The 25,925-nt window shown below is 41.7% G+C and carries 23 protein-coding genes; 20 read left to right on the forward strand and 3 right to left on the reverse strand.

Annotated features, from left to right (window positions below; genetic code table 11):
• Window positions 1–36 precede the first annotated feature (36 nt).
• Window positions 37–582: a hypothetical protein gene (locus tag HWV02_RS08430; protein WP_211690549.1), complete on the forward strand. Its 546-nt coding sequence runs from the start codon at window positions 37–39 to the stop codon at window positions 580–582.
• Between the two features lie 63 nt (window positions 583–645).
• On the opposite strand, the gene HWV02_RS08435 is transcribed toward HWV02_RS08430, so the two are convergent.
• On the reverse strand, window positions 646–2,667 hold the full coding sequence (locus HWV02_RS08435; RefSeq protein WP_211690167.1) for a hypothetical protein: 2,022 nt from the start codon (window positions 2,665–2,667) through the stop codon (window positions 646–648).
• 205 nt (window positions 2,668–2,872) lie between these two features.
• Between HWV02_RS08435 and HWV02_RS08440 the strand changes: the two genes are divergently transcribed.
• The 18 genes from HWV02_RS08440 (at window position 2,873) to dsbD (ending at window position 21,607) form a co-directional block, all read left to right on the forward strand.
• A complete protein-coding gene (locus HWV02_RS08440) occupies window positions 2,873–6,082 on the forward strand; it encodes a hypothetical protein (protein ID WP_211690168.1) in 3,210 nt (1,069 codons plus the stop codon).
• Between the two features lie 88 nt (window positions 6,083–6,170).
• Window positions 6,171–6,350, forward strand: coding sequence for a Flp family type IVb pilin (locus tag HWV02_RS08445; protein WP_211674925.1), 180 nt, complete (start codon window positions 6,171–6,173; stop codon window positions 6,348–6,350).
• Between the two features lie 54 nt (window positions 6,351–6,404).
• On the forward strand, window positions 6,405–7,271 hold the full coding sequence (gene cpaB, locus HWV02_RS08450) for a Flp pilus assembly protein CpaB (RefSeq protein ID WP_211690169.1): 867 nt from the start codon (window positions 6,405–6,407) through the stop codon (window positions 7,269–7,271).
• A complete protein-coding gene (locus HWV02_RS08455) occupies window positions 7,264–8,667 on the forward strand; it encodes a type II and III secretion system protein family protein (protein ID WP_211690170.1) in 1,404 nt (467 codons plus the stop codon). Before cpaB ends, HWV02_RS08455 begins: the two co-directional genes overlap by 8 nt.
• A gap of 7 nt (window positions 8,668–8,674) precedes the next feature.
• Window positions 8,675–9,298: a CpaD family pilus assembly lipoprotein gene (locus HWV02_RS08460; protein WP_255550623.1), complete on the forward strand. Its 624-nt coding sequence runs from the start codon at window positions 8,675–8,677 to the stop codon at window positions 9,296–9,298.
• 8 nt (window positions 9,299–9,306) lie between these two features.
• Window positions 9,307–10,128, forward strand: a complete 822-nt coding sequence (locus tag HWV02_RS08465; RefSeq protein WP_255550670.1) for a hypothetical protein — start codon at window positions 9,307–9,309, stop codon at window positions 10,126–10,128.
• A complete protein-coding gene (locus tag HWV02_RS08470; protein WP_211679269.1) occupies window positions 10,128–11,486 on the forward strand; it encodes a CpaF family protein in 1,359 nt (452 codons plus the stop codon). Before HWV02_RS08465 ends, HWV02_RS08470 begins: the two co-directional genes overlap by 1 nt.
• Entirely contained in the window at window positions 11,486–12,415 is a 930-nt protein-coding gene (locus HWV02_RS08475) for a type II secretion system F family protein (protein WP_211679270.1), read from the forward strand. The genes HWV02_RS08470 and HWV02_RS08475 overlap by 1 nt, the downstream gene beginning before the upstream one ends.
• Window positions 12,415–13,299, forward strand: a complete 885-nt coding sequence (locus HWV02_RS08480; protein ID WP_211690172.1) for a type II secretion system F family protein — start codon at window positions 12,415–12,417, stop codon at window positions 13,297–13,299. Before HWV02_RS08475 ends, HWV02_RS08480 begins: the two co-directional genes overlap by 1 nt.
• On the forward strand, window positions 13,296–14,105 hold the full coding sequence (locus HWV02_RS08485) for a lipopolysaccharide assembly protein LapB (RefSeq protein WP_255547123.1): 810 nt from the start codon (window positions 13,296–13,298) through the stop codon (window positions 14,103–14,105). The genes HWV02_RS08480 and HWV02_RS08485 overlap by 4 nt, the downstream gene beginning before the upstream one ends.
• Window positions 14,102–14,608 (forward strand): TadE/TadG family type IV pilus assembly protein, encoded by a 507-nt coding sequence (locus HWV02_RS08490; RefSeq protein WP_211690173.1) that lies wholly within the window; start codon window positions 14,102–14,104, stop codon window positions 14,606–14,608. Before HWV02_RS08485 ends, HWV02_RS08490 begins: the two co-directional genes overlap by 4 nt.
• Window positions 14,598–15,209, forward strand: a complete 612-nt coding sequence (gene tadF, locus HWV02_RS08495) for a tight adherence pilus pseudopilin TadF (protein WP_211679273.1) — start codon at window positions 14,598–14,600, stop codon at window positions 15,207–15,209. Before HWV02_RS08490 ends, tadF begins: the two co-directional genes overlap by 11 nt.
• A complete protein-coding gene (locus tag HWV02_RS08500) occupies window positions 15,206–16,408 on the forward strand; it encodes a VWA domain-containing protein (protein WP_211690174.1) in 1,203 nt (400 codons plus the stop codon). Before tadF ends, HWV02_RS08500 begins: the two co-directional genes overlap by 4 nt.
• Window positions 16,409–16,487: 79 nt before the next feature.
• Complete coding sequence (locus HWV02_RS08505; protein WP_211679275.1) at window positions 16,488–16,952, forward strand: TlpA disulfide reductase family protein; 465 nt, start codon at window positions 16,488–16,490, stop codon at window positions 16,950–16,952.
• Window positions 16,949–17,554, forward strand: a complete 606-nt coding sequence (locus tag HWV02_RS08510; RefSeq protein ID WP_211690175.1) for a DUF4266 domain-containing protein — start codon at window positions 16,949–16,951, stop codon at window positions 17,552–17,554. Before HWV02_RS08505 ends, HWV02_RS08510 begins: the two co-directional genes overlap by 4 nt.
• 105 nt (window positions 17,555–17,659) lie before the next feature.
• Window positions 17,660–18,868: a DUF3570 domain-containing protein gene (locus HWV02_RS08515; protein WP_211690176.1), complete on the forward strand. Its 1,209-nt coding sequence runs from the start codon at window positions 17,660–17,662 to the stop codon at window positions 18,866–18,868.
• Complete coding sequence (locus HWV02_RS08520; RefSeq protein WP_211690177.1) at window positions 18,858–19,733, forward strand: FAD:protein FMN transferase; 876 nt, start codon at window positions 18,858–18,860, stop codon at window positions 19,731–19,733. Before HWV02_RS08515 ends, HWV02_RS08520 begins: the two co-directional genes overlap by 11 nt.
• Entirely contained in the window at window positions 19,730–21,607 is a 1,878-nt protein-coding gene (gene dsbD, locus HWV02_RS08525; protein WP_211690178.1) for a protein-disulfide reductase DsbD, read from the forward strand. The genes HWV02_RS08520 and dsbD overlap by 4 nt, the downstream gene beginning before the upstream one ends.
• Window positions 21,608–21,666: 59 nt before the next feature.
• Here the strand turns inward: dsbD and HWV02_RS08530 are convergent, their stop codons facing one another.
• Both HWV02_RS08530 and HWV02_RS08535 read right to left on the reverse strand, forming a co-directional pair.
• Window positions 21,667–23,241 (reverse strand): GTPase family protein, encoded by a 1,575-nt coding sequence (locus tag HWV02_RS08530; RefSeq protein ID WP_211690179.1) that lies wholly within the window; start codon window positions 23,239–23,241, stop codon window positions 21,667–21,669.
• Window positions 23,228–24,325 carry a YcjF family protein gene (locus tag HWV02_RS08535; RefSeq protein WP_211690180.1) on the reverse strand — a complete coding sequence of 366 codons (1,098 nt, stop codon included), beginning with the start codon at window positions 24,323–24,325 and terminating at the stop codon, window positions 23,228–23,230. Before HWV02_RS08535 ends, HWV02_RS08530 begins: the two co-directional genes overlap by 14 nt.
• 348 nt (window positions 24,326–24,673) lie before the next feature.
• Here HWV02_RS08535 and HWV02_RS08540 point away from each other — a divergent pair, with 348 nt between their 5' ends.
• On the forward strand, window positions 24,674–25,888 hold the full coding sequence (locus HWV02_RS08540) for a DEAD/DEAH box helicase (RefSeq protein ID WP_211679282.1): 1,215 nt from the start codon (window positions 24,674–24,676) through the stop codon (window positions 25,886–25,888).
• Window positions 25,889–25,925 lie beyond the last annotated feature (37 nt).

Consider the following 25,925-nt stretch of genomic DNA (forward strand, 5'->3'; position numbering starts at 1 on the left):
CGCTGTTTAATAATAGAAATATAGGCGTAGTGCGTGATGACAAACAAAGGTCTTGGTTGTTCTAAATTTACTTTTGCTGTGTACCTAGCAAATACTCCCAATATGTTGGAGTACCAGGGTATAAATAGCGTTAGTTCACTGGTGACTGGAGAAATTAATGCTATAGGTCAAGCATGTGGCAATGGCTGGCGTAAAGTTTTTAACGTGTATGCCAAATTGTTGTATGCATTAAATCCGGATCATTTTTCGTTTGCGCAGCGGGCGCCTACTTGGCAAATGTATCGAGACGAACATTTGTTACAAGCAGGTAGTAAAACGGCATTGTTATTCAGTCCACCTTCGTTTGATGCTAATGAACAGATAATTCACATTATATGTGGACGTACTTATGCCAAGCAACTATTAGCATCCGGTGAATTAGAGGCTAACTTAATTTGGTTAGATGAAGAGTTTGCTATTGATACTGCAAAGCGTTTAATTGTTTGCCCTTATTTTGATTACCGACAATTATCCAATATCAAAATTGAACGTTTATCAGCGATGTTAAGTCAGTTAGTGAATAACATGAAAACAAAGTACTAATACAGCTACAATGTTGAATAAACCTATCAAGGCGCAAGGCGGTTCGATAGGTTTATTCAGAACTTATATCACTTTAGATAAGCTAATACGTTCATCGCGATAAACGCCGCTGATCACGACTTCTTTTACCTCTTCAATTGTTGTTGCGCTTGTTGGTAGCCATTGCAAATCAATGCCACTAAATGGCTGACTTATGGCATCCTCTTCACCACTATCTTGTAATAATTCAGCTAATGTCATTGCGACTAATGAACGGCCAGAGATGGCAGACCAGCGAGTTAGCAAGTCTTTTGATAACATCTGCTCTGCCACTTTAATCGGTGAACCAGTCAAATTATCAAATTGGATGTAATCAATAGCCCCTGAACGACTAATAATGATACGGTTACTTAACATGCTCATACCGTAGACATATCGTTGCGAATAATCCTGTGAATAAATAACGGTTTGTGATTTATTATCAATGAGATATATTTTTTTATTGGTGAGTGCGGCACTAAACTTACCTGTCGGATCTGAAGCTAATTTAGTTACGTTTTCGGACAATACTAAGGTCGCATTCGGTGATGTTGGCTGAGCGATATTAAACCAACTTAAGGTATTGGTTTTATCACTGACAATCAAAGATTTATCGTCATTGACGAAGGCGGCAAAATCAATGTTGTCCTTCATGATTTCGCCACGCAGACCCAAGGTTTCGGCATCGACAACTGCTGCGGCGGTTCCTGAAGTTTGTAACACCAGTAATAATTTTTGCTCCTTGCTCAATATGAGGTCTGCTTGACTTGAAGATAATGTATAACGCTTACCTGTTTGCTTTAATGTGGAGCTTGATAATTGTTGTAATTCAGCATCTCCCCCATAACCATTTGTAAATACGGCCGTGACCCAATCTTGATTGTAAGAAACTGCTAAGTTGCTGATATTGTTGTTTTTACAGTCGGCCGATGAATCTGGCAGTGAGGGTTCTACGGGTATTACTTCACCTCCACCTGACGCTTTGCTGAACGTATCTATACTTAGTGCGGAAGATAAAGGTGATGCTTTGCTATTTTTACCTAATTCGGTTAGATAAATGCCATTATTACCCGTGCTATTACATGTCTTACTGACAGTCCTGTCACCATAAATAGTCGGTTGATAAATTAAATAAGCGTTCTTATCATGTTTGCCTTGTGCTGCAAATGTCATTGTGGATGTAAGTTGTGTTTGTCCATCACAGTGATCCTTATAACCGTAATCGTCATCATCACAGTCATCATCATCATCATCGTCGTCATCATGATCATCAAATGTCGACATACTCGGTAGTGATGGTGTTGTACTTGTAGGTGTAAATAATTGACTCGAGCCAGTCGTGGTATCTACTTGTAATAATTTATCACCGTGGGCGAGGGCAAGTAACATACCTGTATTTTCATTCATGGTAATTGGAGAGGACGAAAAGAGAGTATTTACAGGATAAGAACCTGGGATTAGGTAGCGGTTACTCAAGTTAACATAGCTATTGTCTAGATCTGCTTGTGACAAGCTTTCGGTAATATCAAAATTACGACTGCTCACCATTTTATCGACAGCAGCCGAGATTTTTAACGCTTTTGAATCACCTTGCAAGGACAGTGCATGTTTGAATGAAGCAAGTAATAATTTAGTGGGCTCTTTTGGACCGTGCATATCATTTAGTTTATAAAAATCAATGTTATATTTTGTTCCAAAAATCTCCTTTAAAAGTGCTTTAGCTTGTTCTTCACTACCCGCAACTTGCGGGTTAAACAGTACTTCATTTTGGATTAAGGTTGTGAATGGGCTGATTACTGCAGCATTCGCTGTCGCGGTGAAAAAATACCCCGAATTATCAATTAAGTAAGGTGCCGTATTAGCACTGGAAACACTCTTTAAGCTCGGTACTTGCTCCTCTTGTTGACCGCACGCATTATTACGATCTGCATCCAAGCAAATTGGTAATTTACTGTAGTCGTAAATATCAGATGTTGTCTTACTTGTTTGTTCACCACCACAGCTAATAACAAGGCTGCAGCTTGCTAAAATAGTCGCTATTTTCGACAGTTTGTACTTTCCATGCATAAAAATAATACTTCGCTTGTTGAAATTTCATACTAACCATTGTTCGTATTATGGTCACTTTTAGTTCACTAAAGAATATTATCGGAGTATACCGATCAAATACAATTGATAATCACTATCATTATCGTTATTATATGCGAAATTTTATGTTTGACTATAGTTTTCATTAGGTTATTTAAATCTACATTAAAAAGGGACAGGTTATATGTTGTTAAGGGTTAACAAATCACTGCTCGCATTGACAGTGGTTGCAGGCACATTATTGACGGGGTGTAACGATAGCAGTCCGGATCCAAAATCAACGGATCAAACGAATCCTACGAAGCCAACAGATCCGACGAAGCCGATTGTTAAACCTGATGCACCTACAACCCCAATTACTAATGATGATTTAGATCAGTTTGGTTGGACCTGGAGTAATAATTTCAATGGCAAACAGTTTTATGAAATTAAAGTACAAGACCAAGAGTGGACAGCGGTTAATGGGAATCCTCATCAGTTAGCCATTGATGCTGTTTACGCTATTGGGGAGATTCAGGTACGTGTTAAAGCTGACTCTGCGACAAACAGAAGTGTGAGTGACGCGCTTGTTAATACGTCTCCTTATACTGGACATACAGGTCCGTTACGACCTGCTGCACCAACCAACCCTTTACAAAATGACGCTTTAAATACGTTCGATTGGACGTTTGTTAGTGGCTTTAATAGTGTGAGCTATTATGAATATTCGCTCACAGGCGGACGAGATTGGTTAACCGTTGTGGATAAGCCGCTAATGGTAGGCGATGTTGATATTGATGCAGGGCAAGTGCAAGTACGCGTTAAAGAAAATGTTGCAACTGGCACTGCCGCTGGTGCAGCTTTGATCAGTACACAAGCATTTACTGCGGGTGTACCAATTGTAATTGATGCGCCAACATTACCTCATATCGTCAATGACAATATTGATAATATAGGTTATCCATATGAAATTAAAACCAATGGTTTTAGCTGGGCATTGGTCGCAAATTACGATCAACCTGAGTATTACGAATTTACGAATGACGGCGGTATTACGTGGAAGGCGGTGACGAGTATACCTCAGCATATTGGTGAAAAAGCGTATGATAAAACTAAAGTCGGCGTTCGCGTTAAGAGAAATGCGATCACGAATCAAGTAAACCCTGCTGGTCAAGTATTGTTTGCGACAGCGGCGAGTGAAAATTTTTACGTGATTCGCGTTGTATCAATGAAAACTTGGAACCAAGCGCAAGACTTAACATCAACGGGTAATTGGTCTAAGGCTGACGATGATGATGGTTGTTATATTGAATACGATGTAAATGGTGAAAACCCACAATTCTGGGCTTATGCTGGATCTTATTACAAGGCGGATGGTGTTCTAGATAAATTAAATTCTGAATTTTGTGGTATGCCGAACTGGAATTTACTCGACATTACTCAAATGACAGCTAAAACCTTAGTTAACTCTGATTATGTGCCAAGTGCTTTTGATAAATATTTAATTAGTGATTCTCGATATAGTTCATATTGGGCTTTAGAAACTGATGCGGTGACGCTGAAAAAAATCAGTGCGGGTAAAGAAAATACGAGGTCGTATGATTATGCGAGTGTTATCGGCAGTTGGGCTGTCCCTGAAATTGCTGAAATAGTGACTGAAAGTAATACGGTAAATACTAATATTCAAGCTTCAGTCTTGTTACATGACGGCGAATGGAAAACGACTTCAACGGACATTATTACTGTTATCAATGATGTTTACGCTCTCTCTGGCAAAACTTTGTCTCCACTATTATCCGATGTACAAGCGTTAGAAACCAAGACTAAAACGACATTTGATACATTAGAATTGGAGCTAGCTAACTATAAAGAAAGACTTGGTTTGTTAGCGCTTTATTCGACGATGCTTGAAAATGATACAAGTGTTGATAACAGTATTAAAGTGAAAATTAAAGAGAATACTGCATTAGCCAATGCAGAGTTCATTAAGTTTACGGCGTTACATACCTCATTTTTCACCGGTTTGAAAGTAAGCTCTGCGTTAACAGCTTTGATTCAATTAACGGATCAAAATATTGCAGCTAACACCACCCAAGATGAATTAATCGCTGCGGGTGATGGTGCAATTATTCACGCTAAGAGTTTAGATTTATTTGCCGCGGCCTCGACCATTAGTGATTTTATTAAAGCTAACATTAAAATTACTGCGGATCTTAAAGCCGCAACAGATGAATTGTCGAAAGAGGATAATACAGCCTTGTTTTCAGCATTAAATAAGCTGTGGGTGATGTTTAATGATTTACCAACTTCAGCAGATGTTGATGCACTAAATACAGTCGCAGAAGCGGGCTTAAAGCGTGCGTCAGATGCCGGTTATGAAGTTGCTGCCGCAGATGCCGTGGTTGGAACACACTTTTATAAACTTGATATGAATGGTGACTACCTTCCAAGCGCGACAACCTATGCACAAGGCTGGCGTTGTGTGATGGATAACCGAGATCTTGTGCGTAAACGAATTTGGACATTGCTTAAAGACGGGCTACCAAATGGGGCAGATGATTTAGCATTTGATGCGTCTGGAGCTGGTATTGCGAGTGTAATGGGGGCTGGTGGTTTAGTTGAGTCAACGAATACTGCCCAGTTATGTGGACGTAATGATTGGTCATTGCCAACTAAGGGGCAGTTGACTTCACTCGAGACTGGAACGGTTAATAACAAAGCAACAATTGATGTTGACGTATTCCCGCATCACTTTGCGTTAAAACCGGAATATGACATTAATGATTGGTTATCTGGTGCCCCGGACCCAACTCTATTTTGGTATTGGACTAAAGAAGAAAGAAACAGTGACGAACAAAAAATTTATCGCTATGAAACCCAACACAAATCAGCAGCATCTAGTTCTGCCTTAAAACAAGGTAATGAAGATAAAGTCGTACAGGGGCGTGTAGTCAGTGAAATTACACTGTCATATCAACTACTTGATAGTGCTGGCTCTGTGACTACTGATGTTGATGCCGCTGTATGTGCATATCAGCCGGAAACAAAGAAAACTTGGCAGCTGTTTGATAATGCTGATCTTGCAACAAGAGCTAAATATTATGGTCAGTCTAACTTGGATGCTGGCACTGTATTAGCTGAGGTCGCGCAGCGTAATACTGAAAAGTTATGTAATAAGAGTAACTGGCAAGTACCAAGCTTAGCTCAATTAGAAATGCTCTTGCCTATGAATGATAGCGTATTTCGTCAAAATACTGTCGAAAAGTACGATTCACAACTTTGCTATGTAACAGCAGATTCTGCGCAATATGAACGTCAAAAATGTCTCAATATGGTCACCGAATCAACCTCGGATGTAAATAAATCCAATTCTTATTCAGGCCAATATGTATATCGTTTGATGTCTGTCGATTAATCAATTCATTAATTGTTTATAAATAGGCTGTTGGTTGCAGCTAATAGCCTATTTGTTAACGTCACCATAAAAATAATAGAGATAAAAAATGAAAAACAATAAACAAAAACAACGCGGTGCAGCGGCAATTGAATATGCAATTTTAGCGGCTGCAATGTCATTAATTATGTTGCAATTTTTAGGTACCGATGGCGACCTGACTAACGCAATAAATACTACTTATGAGTCTGTGATTAGCAAACTTGAAACTGTGAATGGCGGCGAATGATACACGTTAATTTAGCGTGATTACGTTTTACCGTATTAGATAGAAGTAATAATTATGAATGCAAAACGTTTAGTTTACTTTTCTGTTTGTCTGTCGTTATTGGGGTTAATTTGGCTGTTCTTCAGTTTGGCTGCACCAGTAAAAAGCACCACGAGACAGAACATGGTAAAAACTTATGAAGTCTTGGTAGCGGCACAAAAAGTAGCTATCGGTAGTCCTTATCGTGCTTCGTTATTTGCTTGGAAAACAGTAGAGGAAGCGAGTGTACGTGATCGTATCGATTTTATTGATAAAGCCAATTTTTCTATGGATCGTTTAGAGAACACGGTCGCCGCGGGTGATTTTATTACGGGGAAAATACTCAGTCCGTCGGATTTCTTAAAACCAGAGCAAGGTGGTTTTTTATCCCTGATGTTACGTCCAAATTATCGCGCGGTATCAATCCCTGTTGATGAAGTAACTGCGAATTCGGGGTTAATTGGTCCGGGTGATCACGTTGATGTGTTACTGCTTGCGTCAAAAGCGCAAGAGTTACGCTCTCGTGGTAATGAAACTCAAAGTTTATATGTGAAAACTATCGCTCAGAATGTTCGAGTATTGGCATTTAATGACGCGGTACAGATCTCGCGTTATATAGAAAAACAAAAGAATAGCAAAGGTGTGATTCCTGATAACAGTACGGTGACGTTAGAAGTGTCACCCGTACAAGCCAATCAAATCACCTTAGCTAATCAACTTGGCACATTGTCGATGGTCCTACGCAGTAAAAACAGTAACAAAACTGATATCGCTGTGATTCCAGCAATTCATGTCGATGATATTTTGCCTGCAATTAAGCAAGTGCAACCGGATATCGGCTTAATTGAATTTCGTGCTAAAGATAAACGAGTGATGAGCAATGCAGGAAACGAAAATGATTAAACAACTAGTGAGTGCATTGTCATTATTACTGCTTAGTACTCTGTTGCAAGCACAAACGTTAGATGTGGTATTGAATAAAGCCCGCTTGGTGATATTACCGAAAACAGCGAAATCTATCTTTATTGCCAGCAATGGCATTGCGGATTACCAAACGTTAACGAATACCAAAATTATGGTGTTTGGTAAAAAGACCGGTAGCACGTCTTTGTATGTCCTTGATGCGAAAGAAAACGTTATTTATTCTGCAACCGTTAAGGTTAACCACAATGTAATAGAGCTTAATGCGCTGATTCATAACGAGTTTCCTGATGCGATATTTAACGCAGAATCGACTGCTGGTAAGTTGTTCTTGAAAGGACAAGTTCCAACACCGAGCATGGCGGAAAAGATAGTGCGTTTATCCGAAGGGTATGTGTCAGCACTAGCTAACACAGAGTCCAGTGATAGTAAGGAAGGCAGTAACACGCAGAATTCAACAGGTTCAGATAATAAAGATAAATCGGCAGAGAACAAGATTGATAAGGATGAGTTAATTAATCAGCTGCAGGTTACCATGCCTAACCAAGTAAATTTACGAATCAGAATAGCGGAAGTGTCACGTAAAGTATCCAATAAGTTGGGTATTAAGTGGGGTTCGCAAGGTTTTGGTACCGGCACGTTTTCTTTTCTAGATAGCTCTGGCGGTAATATCGGTGGGCTAAATCCAGCGGGTTGGGCAGATCTTTCTGTGATTGTCGATGCATTAGCAACGAACGGTATGATGTCGGTATTAGCAGAACCAAACTTAACGGCAATGAGTGGCGAAGAAGCTTCGTTCTTAGTCGGTGGCGAGATCCCAATACCTTTGGTTTACGGTGATACCGCATCAATTGAATATAAAAAGTTTGGTGTGAAACTAGATTTTAAACCAATAGTATTAAGTGCTAATCAAATCAGTCTGCAAGTGTTCTCTGAGGTGAGTTCTGTGTCTTCAGAAACCAGTATCCAAATTGGAGGATCATCACTGCCTACTTTTGTCAGTCGTCAAGCGTCTACCACCGTCGAGCTGGCAAGTGGTCAAAGTTTTGCTTTGGGTGGATTGTTGCAATCAAAAGATATTGAACAGTTACAAAAGATGCCATTACTGGGTGATATTCCCGTGTTAGGAGCACTGTTCCGTTCAACGAGTTTTCAGCGCGAAGAGACGGAGTTAATTATTATTGCCACGGCGTATCTTGTGCAACCAACCCGTGCAGACTCGTTACCCTTACCAACAGATGGCTTGATCCCGATGAGTGATGTTGAGCGTTTATTAGCGTGGCCAGTATCAAGGGATGTCACAAATTCAACAGACAATGAAAGTCGCACTAACAATCGCCAGCCGCGACTGCTTGGCGATAATGGATTTTATTACTGAGGTAGTTATGCGGATATTTTTGATATTAATCGTTTGTGGTTTGTTGAGTGCTTGTTCGAGTAACTCTGTGCAACGACAACCACACGTAAAAGTAGAAGCTGTAACGCATAAAATAGCGATACAGCTAGATTCTGAAAAGCTGAATGAAAGTGATAAAGCGGCGCTTATTGAGTTTATTTATCAACGAGGCGAACTTTCGGCACTGCGGGTCAGAATTGATAGTTATAGCGATAAAGGTAATAAAGCAGTACCCGAGTTAATCGCAATTTTGAAACAGATTGGTATTTATCCATCTCAGGTTTCGAGTCAATTTAGCGAGTCGCCTTCAATCGCGGATGTTGCGATAGTTGTTGAATCTTACCGCAGTATTGTTCCAAGTTGCCAGGCGGGTAAAGCTAAACATATAGTGCTAAATGCATTTAGAAGCAGCGATAACTTTGGTTGTGCTAACACCAGTGCGTTGGCGCAAATGGTCGCAACACCACGTGATTTAATTGTGGGACGTACTCTCGACGCGACGGATGGACGCAAAGCGGTTGCCACTGTTGAAGCTTATTATCAGCCTGTTGCGAGTAATAACCAAGAGAAAGATAAAAAGAGTAGCGTCGCTGCTAGTTTAGGAGGTCAATAATTGTGAATATGTCTAATCAAATGGCGAATGAGCATACCCTAGATAGTAAACCTCGTGGTAGTCAAATTACGGTAGTTAGTGCCAAAGGTGGCGCTGGAACAACGTCTTTATTAGCGAATATTGCTTGGGGTTTATCACAGCAGCAAGGGATGAATGTTGCTTGTACGGATCTGGACTTTATAACTGGCGATTTGGATCTGCAATTTAGTGTGCAGGCAAACAATGCATTAGTAGAAATGCTACAATTTCCTGACTGCCTAGAACCCGTTATCTATCAGCGCAGCGGTCTTAAGGTAAATGATGATTTATATGTGTTTACTGGCTATCAATCTGGTTTTGAACAACACTTTTGGCCAGATGTGGTCAGTATGCAAAAAGTGTCTCGCTTCTGTCTGCAGCAAGCTACACATTTGTTGTGGGATGTCCCCGCGTTTTGTCTACGCGATAAAGTCGGTTTTGACACGCTAAATAGCAGTGATATTCGTGTGGTTATCGTTGAGCCAACATTGGCGTCTATTCGTAGTACTAACCAGTTGTTGGCTAAATTAGAGCAATCATCGTCAACACGGACGTTAGTGGTGCTTAATCATACTAAACCTGAGGCTCTGTCTCTGATTACAGCGAATGATGTTGCATCGACGCTAAGTCGAAAGTTCGATGTGGAAATTCCTTATTCGCCAGCAGACATGCGAGGAGGTAACGCATTGGGTGTGTTGGCGATTAATCAAAAAGGCCGAAATGCTAAAGCACTGAAAAAATTAGTAAGTCTAGTCAGTGGCGAGCCTGAAGTGTCTAAATCACGCTTGTTTAGCTGGCTTAAGGGGGCGTAATGTTTGGAGTTAATGTAACGACAGCTACGCAATCTGAAACATCATCTACGACACAATCATTATCAGTGCCGATTGCGGATGTGTCTTCGACAAGCAATATTGAAGAACAGCGTTTTCGCACTATTCAGCAAGAGATTATGGCGATTATTGCGCCATCTGTCGTTGTCACCTTAAGTCCGGAAGAGCTTGAGGAACGCACATTTGAAGCGGTTGGAAGCATTGCAGCACGTCAGCAATTTCCAATTGGCGGTATCGAACAACGCAATATTAGTCAGCGCCTTGTCGATGAAATGCTTGGTCTTGGTCCTTTGCAGGTGCTGATGGATGATCCTGAAATCACCGATATCATGGTCAATGGGCATAAAGAAGTCTTCATTGAGCTGCGGGGTAAAGTGAAGCGAGCTGATGTCAGTTTTCGCGATGAAGAGCATGTATTGAACTTGGCGAGACGGATAGTGAGCCGAATTGGTCGTCGTGTCGATGAAACAACGCCGATGGTCGATGCTCGTTTGCCAAATGGTAGCCGTGTGAATGTACTTATTCCACCGTTGGCATTAAATGGTACGTGTATTTCGATTCGTAAATTTAATGAAAAAAAGCACAGCTTAGAGCAACTTTCGGCGTTGGGTGCGATGTCGACAGAAATGGCGAGTGTACTTAATATTATTGCCCGTTCACGCATTAATGTATTGATTTCTGGTGGTACTGGCGCAGGTAAAACGACGTTGTTGAATGCGCTGTCATTTGGCATATCACCAGACGAACGCATTATTACGATTGAAGATGCGGCAGAATTAAAGCTGCAACAACCCCATGTTGTGAGTATCGAAACGCGCCCTTCGAGTGTCGAAGGTGCGCCTGCAATTGGTCAACGTGAGCTGTTACGTAATGCGCTACGAATGCGTCCTGATCGTATTATTTTAGGTGAGGTTCGTGGTGCTGAAGCGTTTGATATGATGCAAGCGATGAACACGGGTCATGATGGTTCGATGTCAACGCTTCACGCGAACTCCCCACATGATGCCTTAATTCGGTTAGAAAATATGTTATTGATGGCAGAAGTTAATTTACCTGTATCGGCTTTACGTCGTCAAATTGCCAGTACCTTAGATGTCATTGTGCAAGTGGAGCGTATGAGAGATGGTAAACGCCGCATTGTTAATATTACCGAAATTGTTGGTCTTGAAGGTGATCAATATCTTACCCATGATTTATTTCATTTTGATTATCAACACACGGATGCTCATGGTGATATTGTTGGGCAATTTTTATCGGCAAAAATATTACCGAGATTTAGTGAAAAAGCGCGTTATTACCAACTTGAATCGCAGTTAAAGCAAGCGCTAGGGGTGCGATAATGCAGGTCATTATTGGTTCGTTATTATTTTTAGTGTTCCTATTAAGCAGTTATAAAGTACTGCAATACCAGCGACAACGAATGATATTAAAGCGTCGACTAAATTTAGTCTCCGTAGTTGATTCAACCGTGAATACAACAACTTCAGCCTTGTTTATTTGGCAGCAGAAAACAGGTTTTTTGCTGCAATACTGGTCGCAGATACAGTCGCGTATTGATTCGCTGTTTGATCGTCAGTCTAAACGTTGGTTATTAATAACCTTAGTTTCTGCGGCGCTGGTAACTTGGTTTTTCATGCCTTTTTTTTCACCCTTGATGAGAATGATGATTGTTGTGATTTCTGTTATTGGCATTGCTGGGGCGAGTTATTGGCTGATGCGAGTGCGTCAACATCGTGAATTTGAAGCCGCCTTTACCCAAGTATTAGGGCAGATGTCCCGTGCTGTATCGGCGGGTATTTCTGTACCACAAGCCATTGCGCAAATTGCTGATTATCAGCAGGGGATGTTAGGCCGAGAGTTTAGTTTGATCCGCGATAGGTTAGAAATTGGTATTGGTTTAAAGCAAGCGCTGGATCAAGCCAGTATCCGTTTACCTTATGTTAGCTTTCACTTCTTTCGTGTCGCGCTGATCTTAAATGAGGAGAACGGTGGTCAGCTTCGTGAAGTATTACATAGTTTGAGTCGTACTGTGCATGACAATGCCGCGATTAAAATGAAGATCAAAAGTTTAACGGCTGAGCCTCGCATGACGGCGGCAATTTTAGCAAGCTTACCGGTAATACTGATTGCTGTTATGTTTTTCAAAAATCCAAGTGCTTTTATTACCTTAACCCAAAGTGCCAGTGGTCATTTAGTGCTGGGGTATGTAGTGACCAGTATGGCGCTTGGTTTAGCTGTCATTCATTTGTTAACTAAGGTGCGCGCTTAATGACTTTATCTTTATGGATCGCAGTCGTGTTGCTCATCAGTGGCGCGGTGATGGCGTTGATATTTAATGGTCAAGCTCAACGCCGAGAGTTGCTGTTGCAGCGTCTTGCATTGGTATCGATTAAACAAAATAGTGACCTGTCTCGTTCACTTAACACGGAGTCAACATCAAGCTTATGGCAGCGTTTAACCGTCGCGCCAGATATCGCGATGTTATTGGTTAAAGCAGGCTTTCATGATTCTCGAGCGGGTGCGTATTTTTTGGTGAGTAAATTAAGCTTGATGGTAATCAGTGGATTGGCTTGGCAATGGTATGTCGATTTTGACTTGGATAAATTTGTGTTAGCCAAAACGTTAGTCTTTGCTATTTCAGGCGGTTTACTTGCCGAACATTGGTTGAAGTGGCGGGCACGTACAGTCAATTATCGTGTTGCTCTGGCGTTACCTGATGCATTAGATTTGATGGTGATTTGTGTTGAATCGGGTTTAACGTTAGAAGCTGTATTTCAACGCGTTGGTCATGAAATGGCGGCTGTTGCACCTGAGTTATCTCGTGAATGGCTAATTACCGAAGCGGAATTAAGATTATTAGACTCTCGTTTAACCGCACTGGATAACTTAGCCAAACGGACTGACTTAGTTGAAGTTGAAAATATGGTCATTGCATTGTCTCAGGCTGAAAAATACGGCAGTAAGATTGCCCCAACGATGCGTTTGATAGCCAGTGATAGCCGTCAATATCAGTACCTTCGTTTAGAGGAGAGAGTCGGAAAAATTCCAGCGAAAATGTCATTACCTGTGGTGCTTTTAATTATGTTACCTGTGGTCGTACTGATCGTTGCGCCAACGATTCTCGTTTTATTAGACAGCATAGGAGGATTATGATGACGTCTTTTTTACTAAAATGGCTGTTAGCCTGCTGCGTCCTGACGTTGGCCGGGTGTAGCTCTCACCAAGCTAATGTCACTGAAGAGATGAAAAACGACCGTGGACTCGCGCAACTTGCGCTTGAAAGTGGCCGACCAGAAAGCGCGATTACTATCTATCGCGAGCAACTTAAACTACAGCCAACGGATATTTCGTTGTTATTGGCTTTAGGAACTGCTTACAACCAAATGTCTGAGTTTGATTTAGCCTTGCATTACCTTAATAAAGCGCAGTCTCTGTTATCCAGTGAAAGGTCTGAATCGAATGAATCGCCTAAATCGGATGAAACTCGTGGCCAAATATTACGTGAAAAGGGCAATGCAAAACAAGGGTTAGGGCAAGTTAAACTCTCATTAGTGGATTTAAAACAAGCAGTAGAGTTATTACCTAATGATGCGAAAACATTAAACAGCCTCGGTATTAATTACGCATTATTTAAAGATTATAGCCCAGCAAGAACTGCCTTTATTCGCGCGTTAGCCAACGAGCCTGAAAATCTAGAATATCGTAATAACTTAGCCTTAGCTTGGATTTTAGACGGTCAACCAGAGCAAGGTATTAATGTACTTTATTCGCATTATTTACGCGGCAGTTCAACATCAAAGAGTCGTCAGAATTTAGCACTCGCATTTGCCATGAAAGGGGATGTTGAAGCAGCTAAAACCATTGCAAAACAAGATCTGACTAAAGCTGAACTGGAAAGTAACACCGCTTATTACCAACAATTACAGCAGCAACAAGAGTTACAGCTGGTTAAGCCATGAGTGTTAGTAACGCGATTAACTTTGGTAAGACAATGAAGTCTAGTCAAACAAAACACCGTCAGAAAGGCAGTGTCAGCATTGAATTCGCGGTAAGTATTTTACCCTTTTTTGTATTGTTGTTAGCGCTTATCGAAATTAGCCGTTTTATGATGGTGGGGAGTGTTATCGATGTCGCGTTGGTTTCTGCGACTCGACAATTAGTCGTGACGAAGGCAGGTCAAGATCTGACGGGGGAATTGAAGCGGACCTTGTCTGAACAGCATTTACCTTTATTGAATAGCAGTAAGATGACTGTTAAAGCGCGTTACTTCGATTCTTTGACGGCGCTTGCTAATGGCTCGGGGTTAGACGATTTTCAGAATCAGGATTTTGCTGAGTTCACGCTGGTTTATCCTTACCAAGCTTTATTTATGCCTAGTCAGATTGATAGCTTTAAGCGTTTAACGAGTTTTAATCGTACGATTTTAGTGACGTTAGAGCGGGGGGCCAGCCATGGGAATTAAATGGGGTATGCGTACGGGACAGCGTGGCAGTAGTGTGATCGAATTACCCGTTATCACATTTGTTATGGTGGTTTTGGTCTTGTTTATAGTGAATATAAATCAAGCTATTAGCCAAAAAAATAAACTTGATAATTTGGCATATTCACTCACGTCTATCGTGGCGTGTGAGCAGTGTGACAATGCCATGCTGATTTCGGCCTCTAAATCATCGACATCCGGAGTCATTTCAACCGCCTTAACTGAGTTTTTATTGCAGGTTGCGCAACGTCGTTTTAATACGTTGATTTCAAAATCCACAGCAGAACTGGGGATCCATGTTGAACAAGTGGTATTTGATGCAGCAACACAGAAACCAAGGTTACACGATATTAATGCTGGGGCGGCATGCTTATCGAGGCCGCAGTTATTGTCCTTAACGGATTTGTCTCCAATTGGCTCGATTCAAGGCTTCAATGCGGGCCAACATGCCGAAATATTCCAAGTCACTGTTTGTATTAAAGGCATAAATAGCATTGCAGGCAATTTAACGCCTTTGTTAATTCGCAATTTTAACGACCGTTATTATCAGAGTTCAGCGTTATTAATAGGGCGATCACTATGAGTTTTATACAAAGTCAACGCGGCGCGATCACGTTAACCTTTGCTTTTATGCTGCCAGCGATAGTGAGCTTATTAGCCATGACTGTATTTTTTTCTATGTATAGTCAAGTTGTTATTCGTGCGGGACAAGCGACTGATTCAGCTGTGCTTGCCTGTGCTTATCAGCAAAGTAACAATACTGAGGTGACAGAGAATATTTTGGAATACTACAGGCCCAATTTCGTGCTACCGGTACTGAATAAAAGTGTCAGCCTCAATAGCAAGAATGGCTGTCAGATTAAGGCGCAATATCGCTTTAAACCGGCGATGCTGGAATCACTACCCGTTGATATTAAAGGTAGTGTCGAGATGAAGTCAAACAGTCTGTCACGCTCTAAATTGATCCGTAATGTGAATGTGATTCAAGACCCGGTAGATTTCTCCCTCGTTCTAGATATATCAGGTTCGATGTCACGGGATTTACCTGAATTAAAAAAAATCATTACTGATGTGATTAACGATATTGATCCAAATAGTAATCAGGTTCGATTTTCTATTGTGCCTTTTCAAACGGGTGTTGGTGTGACCGGTGCGCCTTGGTTACTTAGTTCTGAAGACAGTCCTAAATGTGTGGATAGTCTGGTGTATACAAACGGAAATTTAGATGCAGATAAAACCGTGCAGTCGTTAAATTATCCTTCTAAAAAATTGGATTTTAATGAAGTAACACCGGATCGTTTTTTAGATCGTTGTAGCGAAACCTCATTTATTTTACCACTGACAAACGATCTTGATAATGTCATTCGCTATGTTGAATTATTAGAAACAACTGGTGGGAGTACTGCTTCTTATCAAGGGTTTATTTGGGGTGTTCGCACCTTGACTGAGGAGTGGCAAAAAGAGTGGAATGTTACACCCGTACAGTCAACCTCGCTGACTCAGCGCTTGATCTTGTTTACCGATGGTAGTGATAGTCGACAAGATTATTTCAATGACTTAATGCGTGCTGGTTTGTGCGATGAGATTCAGCAAAACCTTAATATTGAAGTCAGTTTCATCGGTTTTGGGGTATCGGCAACACGGATTAAGCAATTCCGGCAATGTGCGGGTAGTAATGGCACCGTGTTTGATGCGAACAATACTGCGGAGTTAGCTGCCTATTTTAAGGATGCAATCAGGGTCAATACTGAAACCAAAGTGCGTATTGTACTGGGAGAGTAGATGTTTAGCGTTGTGATGTTATCTAGGGCTTAAGAGTAATAATTCAGAATTAGTTAAATTAATTGTATTAGAGGTACTTATGTTTAAAAAATGGCTTGTGGTGTTCACATTATTGTTGTCTAGCCAAGCGCACGCTTATCAACGAGGCGAAATGCTTTCTGCAGCCGCTCAGGAACAACTTGGGTTAAACCCCAATCGAGTGTCGTTAATTGATTTCTTTGCTGAGTGGTGCGTGTCTTGTCGTGCTGAACTGCCAGAAGTAAACCAGTTAGTGCCTTCATTGTATGCATTAGGGGTTGATGTTGTTGGTGTCGATGTCGATGAGGATGTGGCTGCTGGTATTGCATTTCAGAAATCGTTGGGAATCAAATTCCGCGTTGTTAACGATGCCGATCAAACGCTGGTTGATGATTTTCAACCGATTGGTATGCCGGCGCTGTATTACATTTACCAAGGCCAGGTGTTAAATGTGCGTTATGGTGCGATTAATCATATTGGAGATGTCATTATGAGTGACTTGAAAGATATGGGGCTAGGTCAATGAAACCTTATGCACAATTAACCTTACTGTCTTCTTCGCTGCTATTGACCTGTTTTGGTCTGCAAGCCGAAGTAACGACTACAGGCCAAGACTCACCTTACCAAGTGACGGAGTCTATTTCTAATGTGGTTTACAAAAGCCAGGAAACAATCGCAGAAGTGTCGGCATCTTCTCGTCAGCATACAGCTGAAACACCGACAATCGTTGTGATCAGGCCTGTGAATGTGCAGAACCACCAGCCATCACAATCTGTTATTAGCGCGTTACCGGCAGTTATACCAAGTGCTTTACCAACCCCGATACCAAAAGTTTTACCCACAGTGATACCAGCACCGATACCTGTTTATCCTGTATTGAATGCATCGGTATTACCCGCACCTGTGAGTAACGATGTAGATGAAGAACCTTCTTTATTCTCGGCGATTAGTGACTGGTTTAGCGTTAAGCCTGTTAAACCTTGGCAAAAGGGGACTCTGGCGAAAAAATCCATGAAACCCGGTGGTGAAGTGCCTGAGTTTGATGTGTTTTCAGAAAAAGTATTTGCTTATAAACAAGGTTCGATTGGCGGTAATGGTGTCGGTGGTGGCGGCTGTGGCTGTAATTAAAAGCACCTTGTTCCGCGCGTAAATAGACGCTTGTTCTGTGGCTAGTGATTTAGACTTTATTGCTGATAAATCACGGTTGTAATCAATTAAAGATGAATGATAAAAATGAATATAAAATTACCGTTAACCCTATTTGGCCTTGTTGCTGGCTCTGTATCTGCTGCAGACCATGTATCGATCCATCATTTGAGTTTTGAAGAATACGGCGATAAGATCAAAGCCGGAGACAACATTCTCTCGCTAGAGAAGAATATTGGTTTGGATTGGACCATCACAGCCGAACTTGGTTATGACACTGTATCTGGAGCTTCACCAGCTTGGGTGCCGACAACGCCATCATCGGGTGTTATTGCGGGAAAACGTACGCAAGAAGCACAAGATAAGACGTCGGAAGTCATCCGTGCGGGTTATGACCCTTACCGCGGTAATTATGAGATGCGTCCCGTTGAGTTAGAGGATACGCGCTATTCTGCGGCAACAAATGTGACCTTCCGGGATAAAGACCGAGATGAATGGACTCTGGGCGTGAACTACTCACAAGAAGATGATTATAAAAGTATGGGCGCGAATGCGAAAGCCTTGCTCTATACAGACAGCAGTAAAAACCGTTCATTTAGCCTTGGTGGTTCAGTCCTTTCTGATCAGACATTGGCGTTTCAGGAATATCAAAATGGCGGCAATGAACAGCAATGGAAAGACATCTTTACATCAAGTATGGAAGTCGGGATGTCACAAGTATTCACTCCTAATTTGTATGCAACCTTTACGGCCTACGGCGGCTATAAAAGTGGTTATTTGAGCAATCATTATCTTACGGTATTACGTGAAGTCGATATTGATGATGACGGTAAAATTAGTGATGATGAAGTATTTTTGGCACAAGACTCGCGCCCTGATACACGTATTTCTGGTGGGATTAATGTACAAACATTTTACAGTGTGACTGATCGTGTAGTTGTGCGTCCGCGTTATAAATTTTTTACCGATGATTGGGGCGTAATGTCACATCAGCTGGGTGGTAAAATGAGTATTAAAATCACGGATTGGTTAATGCTGGCGCCGGGTTATTCTTGGTATAGTCAGCAAGGTGCGAATTTCTTTATTGACCCGAAATCCAGTGATCCAACATTCGCCTCAAAAGGTTATGCCACTACAGACATTCGTTTGGGTGATTTTAATGCCAATGCCTATGAATTGGGTGTAAGCCTTAAGTTATCAAGTAAATGGCGGATGAATGCATTAGCGGCTTATTATGAACAGAGTAATGGTTATGCCAGTCGCTGGTGGGCTGTAGGGGTAACATATGACTATTAAGCAATCTTATGTACATCGTTTTATGGCGATGACAGTACCTTGCGAAGCGACTTTGATTGCATCGGAAGCTGCGGAGTTAGCGCGGGATATTGAAACGAATACACGCCGTTTAGAAGAAAAATTTAATTTCTATTCTGATACCTCAATGTTAACGAAAACGATTAACCAGCGCAGTGGTAAACGCGTGGTTATCGATACTGAGACACTGGATATTCTAACTAAGGTGCGAGAGTATAGTATTGCGACGCAGGGGATCTTTGATATTACGGTTGGTACGGTCAAAACGTTATTGCAAAGCAATGCTAAAACACGTGAACAGGTCTATCAAGATGCAGCCCCTTATATGGGGTTAGCGGCCTGGGATATAGAAGATAATATCTTGATCATGCATTTTCCTATTACGCAATTGGATCTCGGTGGCGTGATTAAAGAAGTCGCTGTTGATCAGGCGTTAGCCATTGCAGAACAAGCCAGTAGTGGTGCGTTAATTAACTTTGGTGGTGATGTTCGTGCGTCGGGCTGTAAAGTGGATGGCAGTGACTTTGTGGTGGCAGTGGTTAACCCACATGAACAGACGCAAGCGCTGTTTGCTTTACCACTACGTAATCAGGCTCTGACTACATCAGCGCATTATGCAAGACGACAACAGTTTTCAGACCAAGAAAGTTCTCATATTCTCGCGTCACAAGATACTCACCAGCAGGTTATTTCAGTGACGGTTGTTGCAGATAGCGCATTGCAAGCTGGGATCATAAGTACAGCATTAACGATTAACCCTCGCTTAACGGTTCCCGAAGAAATTGGGTTTGCATTAGTTGATGAGCAGTTGAATGTTCATCAAAATACGGATTTTTTATTATCATGACGTTACTTTTTAAATTAAATGATGCAATGAAGCAGCTATGTATCATGTTGCTGCTGTTAACCAGTGTTAGCGCTATTGCACAGACGCAAGCGGGCAGTAATGCTGAGTCTGAATTCCTTACGGTTAACCAAGCATTTCCACTTTCATCACAAGTATTAAACGCTGAAGATGGCGATAAATTGGTATTAACGTTTGCGACCGAGCAGGGTTATTACCTTTACCACAAACGCTTTTCTTTTAATGTCACGAGTGGCAATGTCAGCTTGGCTGAGCCACAATTTTCAATTGTCGCAGAACAAAAACAAGATCCTAATTTTGGTTTAGTGAAGGTTTATCATCAACCGCTAACGGTTACTTTACCGTTTACGGGAAGTGGCAGTGTTAAGGTCCGCTACCAAGGGTGTGCTGACAGTGGTTTATGTTATTTACCACAGCGTAAAGTGATTGAACTTGAAGCTAAGGTGACCAATAGCTCGGTTATACCGTTTGTTGTTGAACCTATCAGTCCAGCGTCAACCCCCTTGATGAGTGTGACGGGGGCTTCAGCAAATGACAGCCAAAGTTTAGCGGGTGTGCTAGCGGGGGCTGGGCGAGTGCAAGCCTTGTTACTTTTCTTTGTGCTTGGTTTAGGGCTTGCTTTTACTCCTTGTGTATTGCCGATGATCCCCATTTTATCGAGCATCATTGGTGGTCAAGGCACTGGCATGACGGGCTGGAAAGGCTTTTATATTTCGTTAGCCTATGTGTTGGGTATGGCATCAAGCTATGCATTGATTGGCGTGTTAATGGCGACGGTTGGGCAGGGCGTTAATATACAAGCGGCGATGCAACAAACCTGGTTGTTAGTTATATTTTCAGGCCTATTTGTGTTGTTAGCGTTAGCTATGTTTGGTGTTTATGAATTGCAATTACCATCGCGTTTACAAGTTGCATTAAATAACCAATCGCAACGCTTAACAGGGGGTAAAGCGATAACGGTATTTATGATGGGCGCTATTTCAGCCTTAGTGGTATCGCCTTGTGTATCAGCGCCGCTGGCGGGTGCATTATTATATGTTTCTACCACTCAAGATTGGTTGTTTGGTGGTGGTGTGTTATTCGTGATGGCATTAGGCATGGGCGTACCCTTGGTGATAATCGGTACGTCGGGCGGTAAATTCTTACCAAGCAGCGGCCCTTGGATGGTCCGTGTTAAGCAAGGGTTTGGCGTGATGCTACTGGCGATCGCTATCTTACTTATCAGCCGGTTTGCTGCTCCGAGTGTGACATTAGGATTGTGGGCATTACTTATTATCAGTTGTGCAATGTACATTCATAACATCACGAATATACAAGCAAGTCGTTTGTGGTTACGTCATGTCGTGGTATTCGTATCCTTGGTTTACGGCGCTATGTTATTTGTGGGCATGATGACGGGCGCTGATGATATGACAGACCCGTTGCAGCATATCACCCAGCGTGGCGCTATTAGCACGGGTTCAGAGAAAGATGCGCGGCCGCTATTTATGAAAACTGCGTCGGTACAAAATATTGATAATGCGATTAATAATCTGCAAGCGCCGAAAGTCGTGACTATGGTCGACCTCTACGCAGACTGGTGTACATCGTGTAAAGTGATGGACAAACACGTGTTTTCAGCCCCAAGTGTTGCCACTGCAATGACCGCAATCAATGCGCTTAAATTTGATATTACGGACAATACCAAGCCGCAATCAGAATGGATGACGAAAGCGAAGTTATTTGGACCGCCAAGTATGTTGTTCTTTGATGGTGACGGTAATGAAATAGAGCACTTACGTGTTGTTGGTGAGATGGACAAACAACAGTTTTTAGCACACCTTAAATTAGTCGCTGAAGCGGTTCCGTTAAGTTAGCTCAACTCAAGTGCTCTGCATTACACATTAATACGGGGGGAGTCGTCATCCTCCCTACATTATTTAAATAAGGTTTTAAATAAGCTTTTCCCGCCTTTAAAGACACGTTTTAATTGTTCAGATGCACCGTTATTTCTCCCTTCTAAACGTTGACGATTACGTTGCACGTTAATGCTTTCATCCACATTATTGGCAATCAGTTGCGCTAGACTTTCCTGTCCCCACGTCTTCGATTCAGTTGAAAACGAAGTCGGGATGATAGTATCGAAGTTAAGTAACTTTTGGTTGTAATCAATCGCTTTGTTAATCGTCACTACTTTTGCTGAGTCGGACTGGGCTAAATCATACGGTGGTGACCATTCAGCCAAGGGTTTTAACTTATCCACCTGGTTTAAAATACCCGTGAATACAGGTCTTTTACGGTGTAAGTTGTCTTTATGCGCGTAAAACTCATCTAAGCGAAGCATGAATTGACGATCAAGTTGCCGTGATGATTGGTTTGCTTTTAATACCCACAACACCATATCCGCATTGGTTACATGTTTAAGCACTGTTTTGCTGGTTTTTTCACTACCATCAAGGCCGGGTAAATCCACCAAGTTTAGCACTTCAATATCACCCACTACACAACTATAAACATGTACTTCGCTGGTGGAGGGGAGTGCGCTTACTTCTGCATCAAGGGTCCCTTTTATCGTGTTGATAAGCGACGACTTACCGGCACTGATTTGCCCGATTACCACAATACGTAAGGGTTCAAGCTGCTCTGGCTGACGATTTTCATCTTCCTCTGCGATCGTGCTTTTGTTCATGTCACTTTCTTCAATAGAAAAACGACCGCTGTATAAATCAATTGAAACTGCCGCGACTTCTTGTAGAAACGCTTTTTTTATATTGAGTTGTAAATTGGCACCGACATTACCAGCCATATCCCCGAGTAACTTGTTACGCACTTCTTTCGCTATCGCCGCTGAAGGGTTGATGAATTGATAAACACGATACGCTTTACTGAGTAAGTCTGCGGCTTGTTTGCCGGTTTCAATTTGATCTTGATGATCATAAGCAAACTTTAAGTGAGAGACTTTAATATCTTCAACAAAGGGTACGTTTTCTTTGAGAATGACGCGATAGCGACGGCTTACTTCTTCTAATAGCTTTAATCCGTCGGTGACTGAAAATTGAAAGTCAGCACGGGAAAACGCTTGGGCTGTGGTATTTGCGATAACAAGGCCGTGTGTTTTTAACGAGCCCCATTCATCATTTTCGGCGAGCTGCGCTTCAATCTTTTGGTTAAGACGTTGCCAAATGGCGTTTTCGGCATCAGACCAATCGGCAGAGGATTTCACTAAGCTGCCTTCTGGGTTTCTTCCTTCAGATAAACGGTCTTCAGACATGAGCAATTCAGCGACTTTCACTTGTGTCTTTCGACGTAATAGTAATAGGGGGATATAAGAGATGAGAAATGTAGCCACTAATACAATTGCAAACTGCAGGGTGTAACCATATTGAATAATGGCGTATAAACCAAAGCCACACAGTACAAGTATGGGCAGGAATACCGCTAATGTAAGCACAGTTGTTACACCCGCCGAGAGGTTATTAAGCTGTGCGATACTATTTTTAACGCGTTTCATTTTTCGCTACCTCTTTAATATTTGATAGTGCGTCCTTGTATACCGCTTGCATGTCTTTATTCGACACCGTTTCCCCTTTGCTTTTGTGATACATGTACTTGCAAGCCGCACGGCCAATGGCATACGTAGATGCAAAACTGATCACGGCAGCAGATGCACTACCAATGGTTTGCCCGTAAGCTGGAATTAATTTTACTAATTGGCGAATACCGAACTTCGATGCATATTGGAAAGCAAAACCCGAACCTAAGGTCCCGATAAATTCTGCAAAAGCTTGTTTATTCCAATCGATACCGTATTGGTTAGCTAAACTGTGTAGCATTTTTGCCTGAATACTCGGCACTGCAACCAATCCAACAGCAGGAATTGCATCTGCTGCCCCAGCCGAACCTGCATACCAGAGTACTTCTGTTTTTAACGTTTGAAAATTAGCACTTTCTGTGTCCGCGTGTTGTTGTACGTCGTTAAACTGTTGGATAATTGGCAGTAATTCCGTTAGCTTATTTTTTAAAGCTGGAATGCCAAATGTGTCGCCGTTCGCGAGTTCAAAATCGACTTCAAGGTAGGGCAGTTCATCACCCCATATTTTTTCAAATTGCTGTTGGTTATATTGTACTGTTTTGGTTTGTTCATCAGCACAGAGTTGTTTAACGGCTGTATGAATGATTAAAATCTGCTTGATTGAATTTTGTTTTTTAATCTTTTTTAGTGCATTAAGCACATCGATTTGTTCCGGTTCTTCAGCTTTGGCTATGACAAGTAAAGCATGGCCTTGTTGCGCACTGATCTTAATATCCTCAGCCGGGTCGTAGTCCGCCTCTGATAATCCTCGTGTATCAAGGAAACGCAGTAAAGGGGTCGCTTTAGGGTAGCTGTAAGCGTGTGATGTCATTGTGCAAGGTTCGAAACCATTACCTACCTCAACATCACTATCGCCAGTAATCGTTTGGATCAATGACGATTTACCTGCGCCTGTTTTACCCAGTAACCATAATGTTGGTAAGTGCGTATTTTGATACTCGAATGCTTTTGATAAATTGGCATTTTCACTTGGGTTGATGAATTCTTTAATGGCATCAAACATAACTTAAGGGCTCTTTGTGTTAATGGTGAAAAGGTATTGATTCATATTCGTTTAAACACTTATTTATAATATGACATAAACGTCGAGTCATTTATCCATAATTCGATGTAGGTGGCGTAACATCGGTTAGTTATGGTTGCCAAACATTTAATAATGGACAGATAACAGTGCTTGAAGATATGATTGAGCAAGCGGATAGGTGCATGTATCGAAATAAACGCAGTAAACGTTAAATTATCCCGCTAGTCCTCGCTTCGTGTTAGAATGCACGCCAATATCCAACTGTTACTTATTCCAATCCTAACAGTTTACCTATTTTACTTATTTATCAAATACCTGAGATTACAAATGCCATTTTCTAAGTTTGGATTAAACAAATTAATTACCCAAGCAGTAGCTGAGTTAGGCTACGAGCAACCAACGCCGATTCAACAAAAAGCAATTCCGGCTATTTTATCGGGTAAAAACCTGATTGCAGCAGCGCAAACAGGAACGGGTAAAACAGCAAGTTTTGTATTACCACTATTACAAATGTTCAGCCACAAACATACACTACGTGCTAAACGTATTCGTGCGCTGATCTTGACACCAACTCGTGAACTGGCAGTTCAGGTAGCAGAAAACGTTGAGCAATACGGTAAAAATTTACACCTTACATCTATGGCGATGTACGGTGGTGTTGATATGGAACCACAAAAACAACGCCTTATTGAAGGTGTTGATATTCTAGTTGCGACGCCTGGTCGTTTATTAGATATGGCTCATCAACGTGCGCTTCACTTTGACGAACTAGAAGTGTTAGTTATCGACGAAGCGGATAGAATGTTAGACATGGGTTTTGTTAACGATATCAACAAAATCATCGAGCGTTTACCGCAAGAACGTCAGAACTTACTGTTCTCAGCTACTTTGTCTAGTCAAGTACGTTTCTTGGCAAAAACAGCAATTAACTATGCAATGGAAATTTCGATTGAACCAGAGCATACAACTGCACAACAGATTGACCAGTGGTTAACTGTTGTTGATAAAGATGTAAAATCGGCATTGCTTAGCCACATGATTATTGAAAATGACTGGAAGCAAGCGTTAATCTTTATTGAAACAAAACGTGGTGCTGCTAAGTTAGTAAGCCAACTTGAAAAGCGTGGCATTAAAGCTGAATCATTCCACAGTGGCCGTAGCCAAGCGATGCGTGAGCAGTTACTAGCAGAATTTAAAGCCGGTGATCTTGGCTTACTTGTCGCTACTGGTGTTGCTTCTCGTGGTATTGATATTGATGATTTAGACCGCGTAGTAAACTACGATTTACCTGAAGAAGCAGCAGATTATGTTCACCGTATTGGTCGTACTGGTCGTGCTGGTGCAGCAGGTGAAGCGATTTCATTTGTATCTCGTGATGATTTCCGTAACTTATGCGCTATCGAACAATTGCTAGACCATGTTATCGATCGTAAAGAAGTTGAAGGTTTTGAAGCGAAAGTTGGTATCCCTGAGTCTATCTTAGGTTATGTACCAAAACGCTCACAACCACCACGTCGCCGTCGTCCAGCGAAGAAAAAATAGTACTTAAATAACAATAAGTGTAAATAAAAAAGCGACT

This window comes from Moritella sp. 28 (assembly GCF_018219435.1).
GTDB lineage: Bacteria > Pseudomonadota > Gammaproteobacteria > Enterobacterales > Moritellaceae > Moritella.

Coding starts and splice junctions, on each gene's coding strand:
- HWV02_RS08430 (WP_211690549.1), top strand. CDS start 37: ATGACAAACAAAGGTCTTGGTTGTTCTAAATTTACTTTTGCTGTGTAC.
- HWV02_RS08435 (WP_211690167.1), bottom strand. CDS start 2,667: ATGCATGGAAAGTACAAACTGTCGAAAATAGCGACTATTTTAGCAAGC.
- HWV02_RS08440 (WP_211690168.1), top strand. CDS start 2,873: ATGTTGTTAAGGGTTAACAAATCACTGCTCGCATTGACAGTGGTTGCA.
- HWV02_RS08445 (WP_211674925.1), top strand. CDS start 6,171: ATGAAAAACAATAAACAAAAACAACGCGGTGCAGCGGCAATTGAATAT.
- cpaB (WP_211690169.1), top strand. CDS start 6,405: ATGAATGCAAAACGTTTAGTTTACTTTTCTGTTTGTCTGTCGTTATTG.
- HWV02_RS08455 (WP_211690170.1), top strand. CDS start 7,264: ATGATTAAACAACTAGTGAGTGCATTGTCATTATTACTGCTTAGTACT.
- HWV02_RS08460 (WP_255550623.1), top strand. CDS start 8,675: ATGCGGATATTTTTGATATTAATCGTTTGTGGTTTGTTGAGTGCTTGT.
- HWV02_RS08465 (WP_255550670.1), top strand. CDS start 9,307: ATGTCTAATCAAATGGCGAATGAGCATACCCTAGATAGTAAACCTCGT.
- HWV02_RS08470 (WP_211679269.1), top strand. CDS start 10,128: ATGTTTGGAGTTAATGTAACGACAGCTACGCAATCTGAAACATCATCT.
- HWV02_RS08475 (WP_211679270.1), top strand. CDS start 11,486: ATGCAGGTCATTATTGGTTCGTTATTATTTTTAGTGTTCCTATTAAGC.
- HWV02_RS08480 (WP_211690172.1), top strand. CDS start 12,415: ATGACTTTATCTTTATGGATCGCAGTCGTGTTGCTCATCAGTGGCGCG.
- HWV02_RS08485 (WP_255547123.1), top strand. CDS start 13,296: ATGATGACGTCTTTTTTACTAAAATGGCTGTTAGCCTGCTGCGTCCTG.
- HWV02_RS08490 (WP_211690173.1), top strand. CDS start 14,102: ATGAGTGTTAGTAACGCGATTAACTTTGGTAAGACAATGAAGTCTAGT.
- tadF (WP_211679273.1), top strand. CDS start 14,598: ATGGGAATTAAATGGGGTATGCGTACGGGACAGCGTGGCAGTAGTGTG.
- HWV02_RS08500 (WP_211690174.1), top strand. CDS start 15,206: ATGAGTTTTATACAAAGTCAACGCGGCGCGATCACGTTAACCTTTGCT.
- HWV02_RS08505 (WP_211679275.1), top strand. CDS start 16,488: ATGTTTAAAAAATGGCTTGTGGTGTTCACATTATTGTTGTCTAGCCAA.
- HWV02_RS08510 (WP_211690175.1), top strand. CDS start 16,949: ATGAAACCTTATGCACAATTAACCTTACTGTCTTCTTCGCTGCTATTG.
- HWV02_RS08515 (WP_211690176.1), top strand. CDS start 17,660: ATGAATATAAAATTACCGTTAACCCTATTTGGCCTTGTTGCTGGCTCT.
- HWV02_RS08520 (WP_211690177.1), top strand. CDS start 18,858: ATGACTATTAAGCAATCTTATGTACATCGTTTTATGGCGATGACAGTA.
- dsbD (WP_211690178.1), top strand. CDS start 19,730: ATGACGTTACTTTTTAAATTAAATGATGCAATGAAGCAGCTATGTATC.
- HWV02_RS08530 (WP_211690179.1), bottom strand. CDS start 23,241: ATGAAACGCGTTAAAAATAGTATCGCACAGCTTAATAACCTCTCGGCG.
- HWV02_RS08535 (WP_211690180.1), bottom strand. CDS start 24,325: ATGTTTGATGCCATTAAAGAATTCATCAACCCAAGTGAAAATGCCAAT.
- HWV02_RS08540 (WP_211679282.1), top strand. CDS start 24,674: ATGCCATTTTCTAAGTTTGGATTAAACAAATTAATTACCCAAGCAGTA.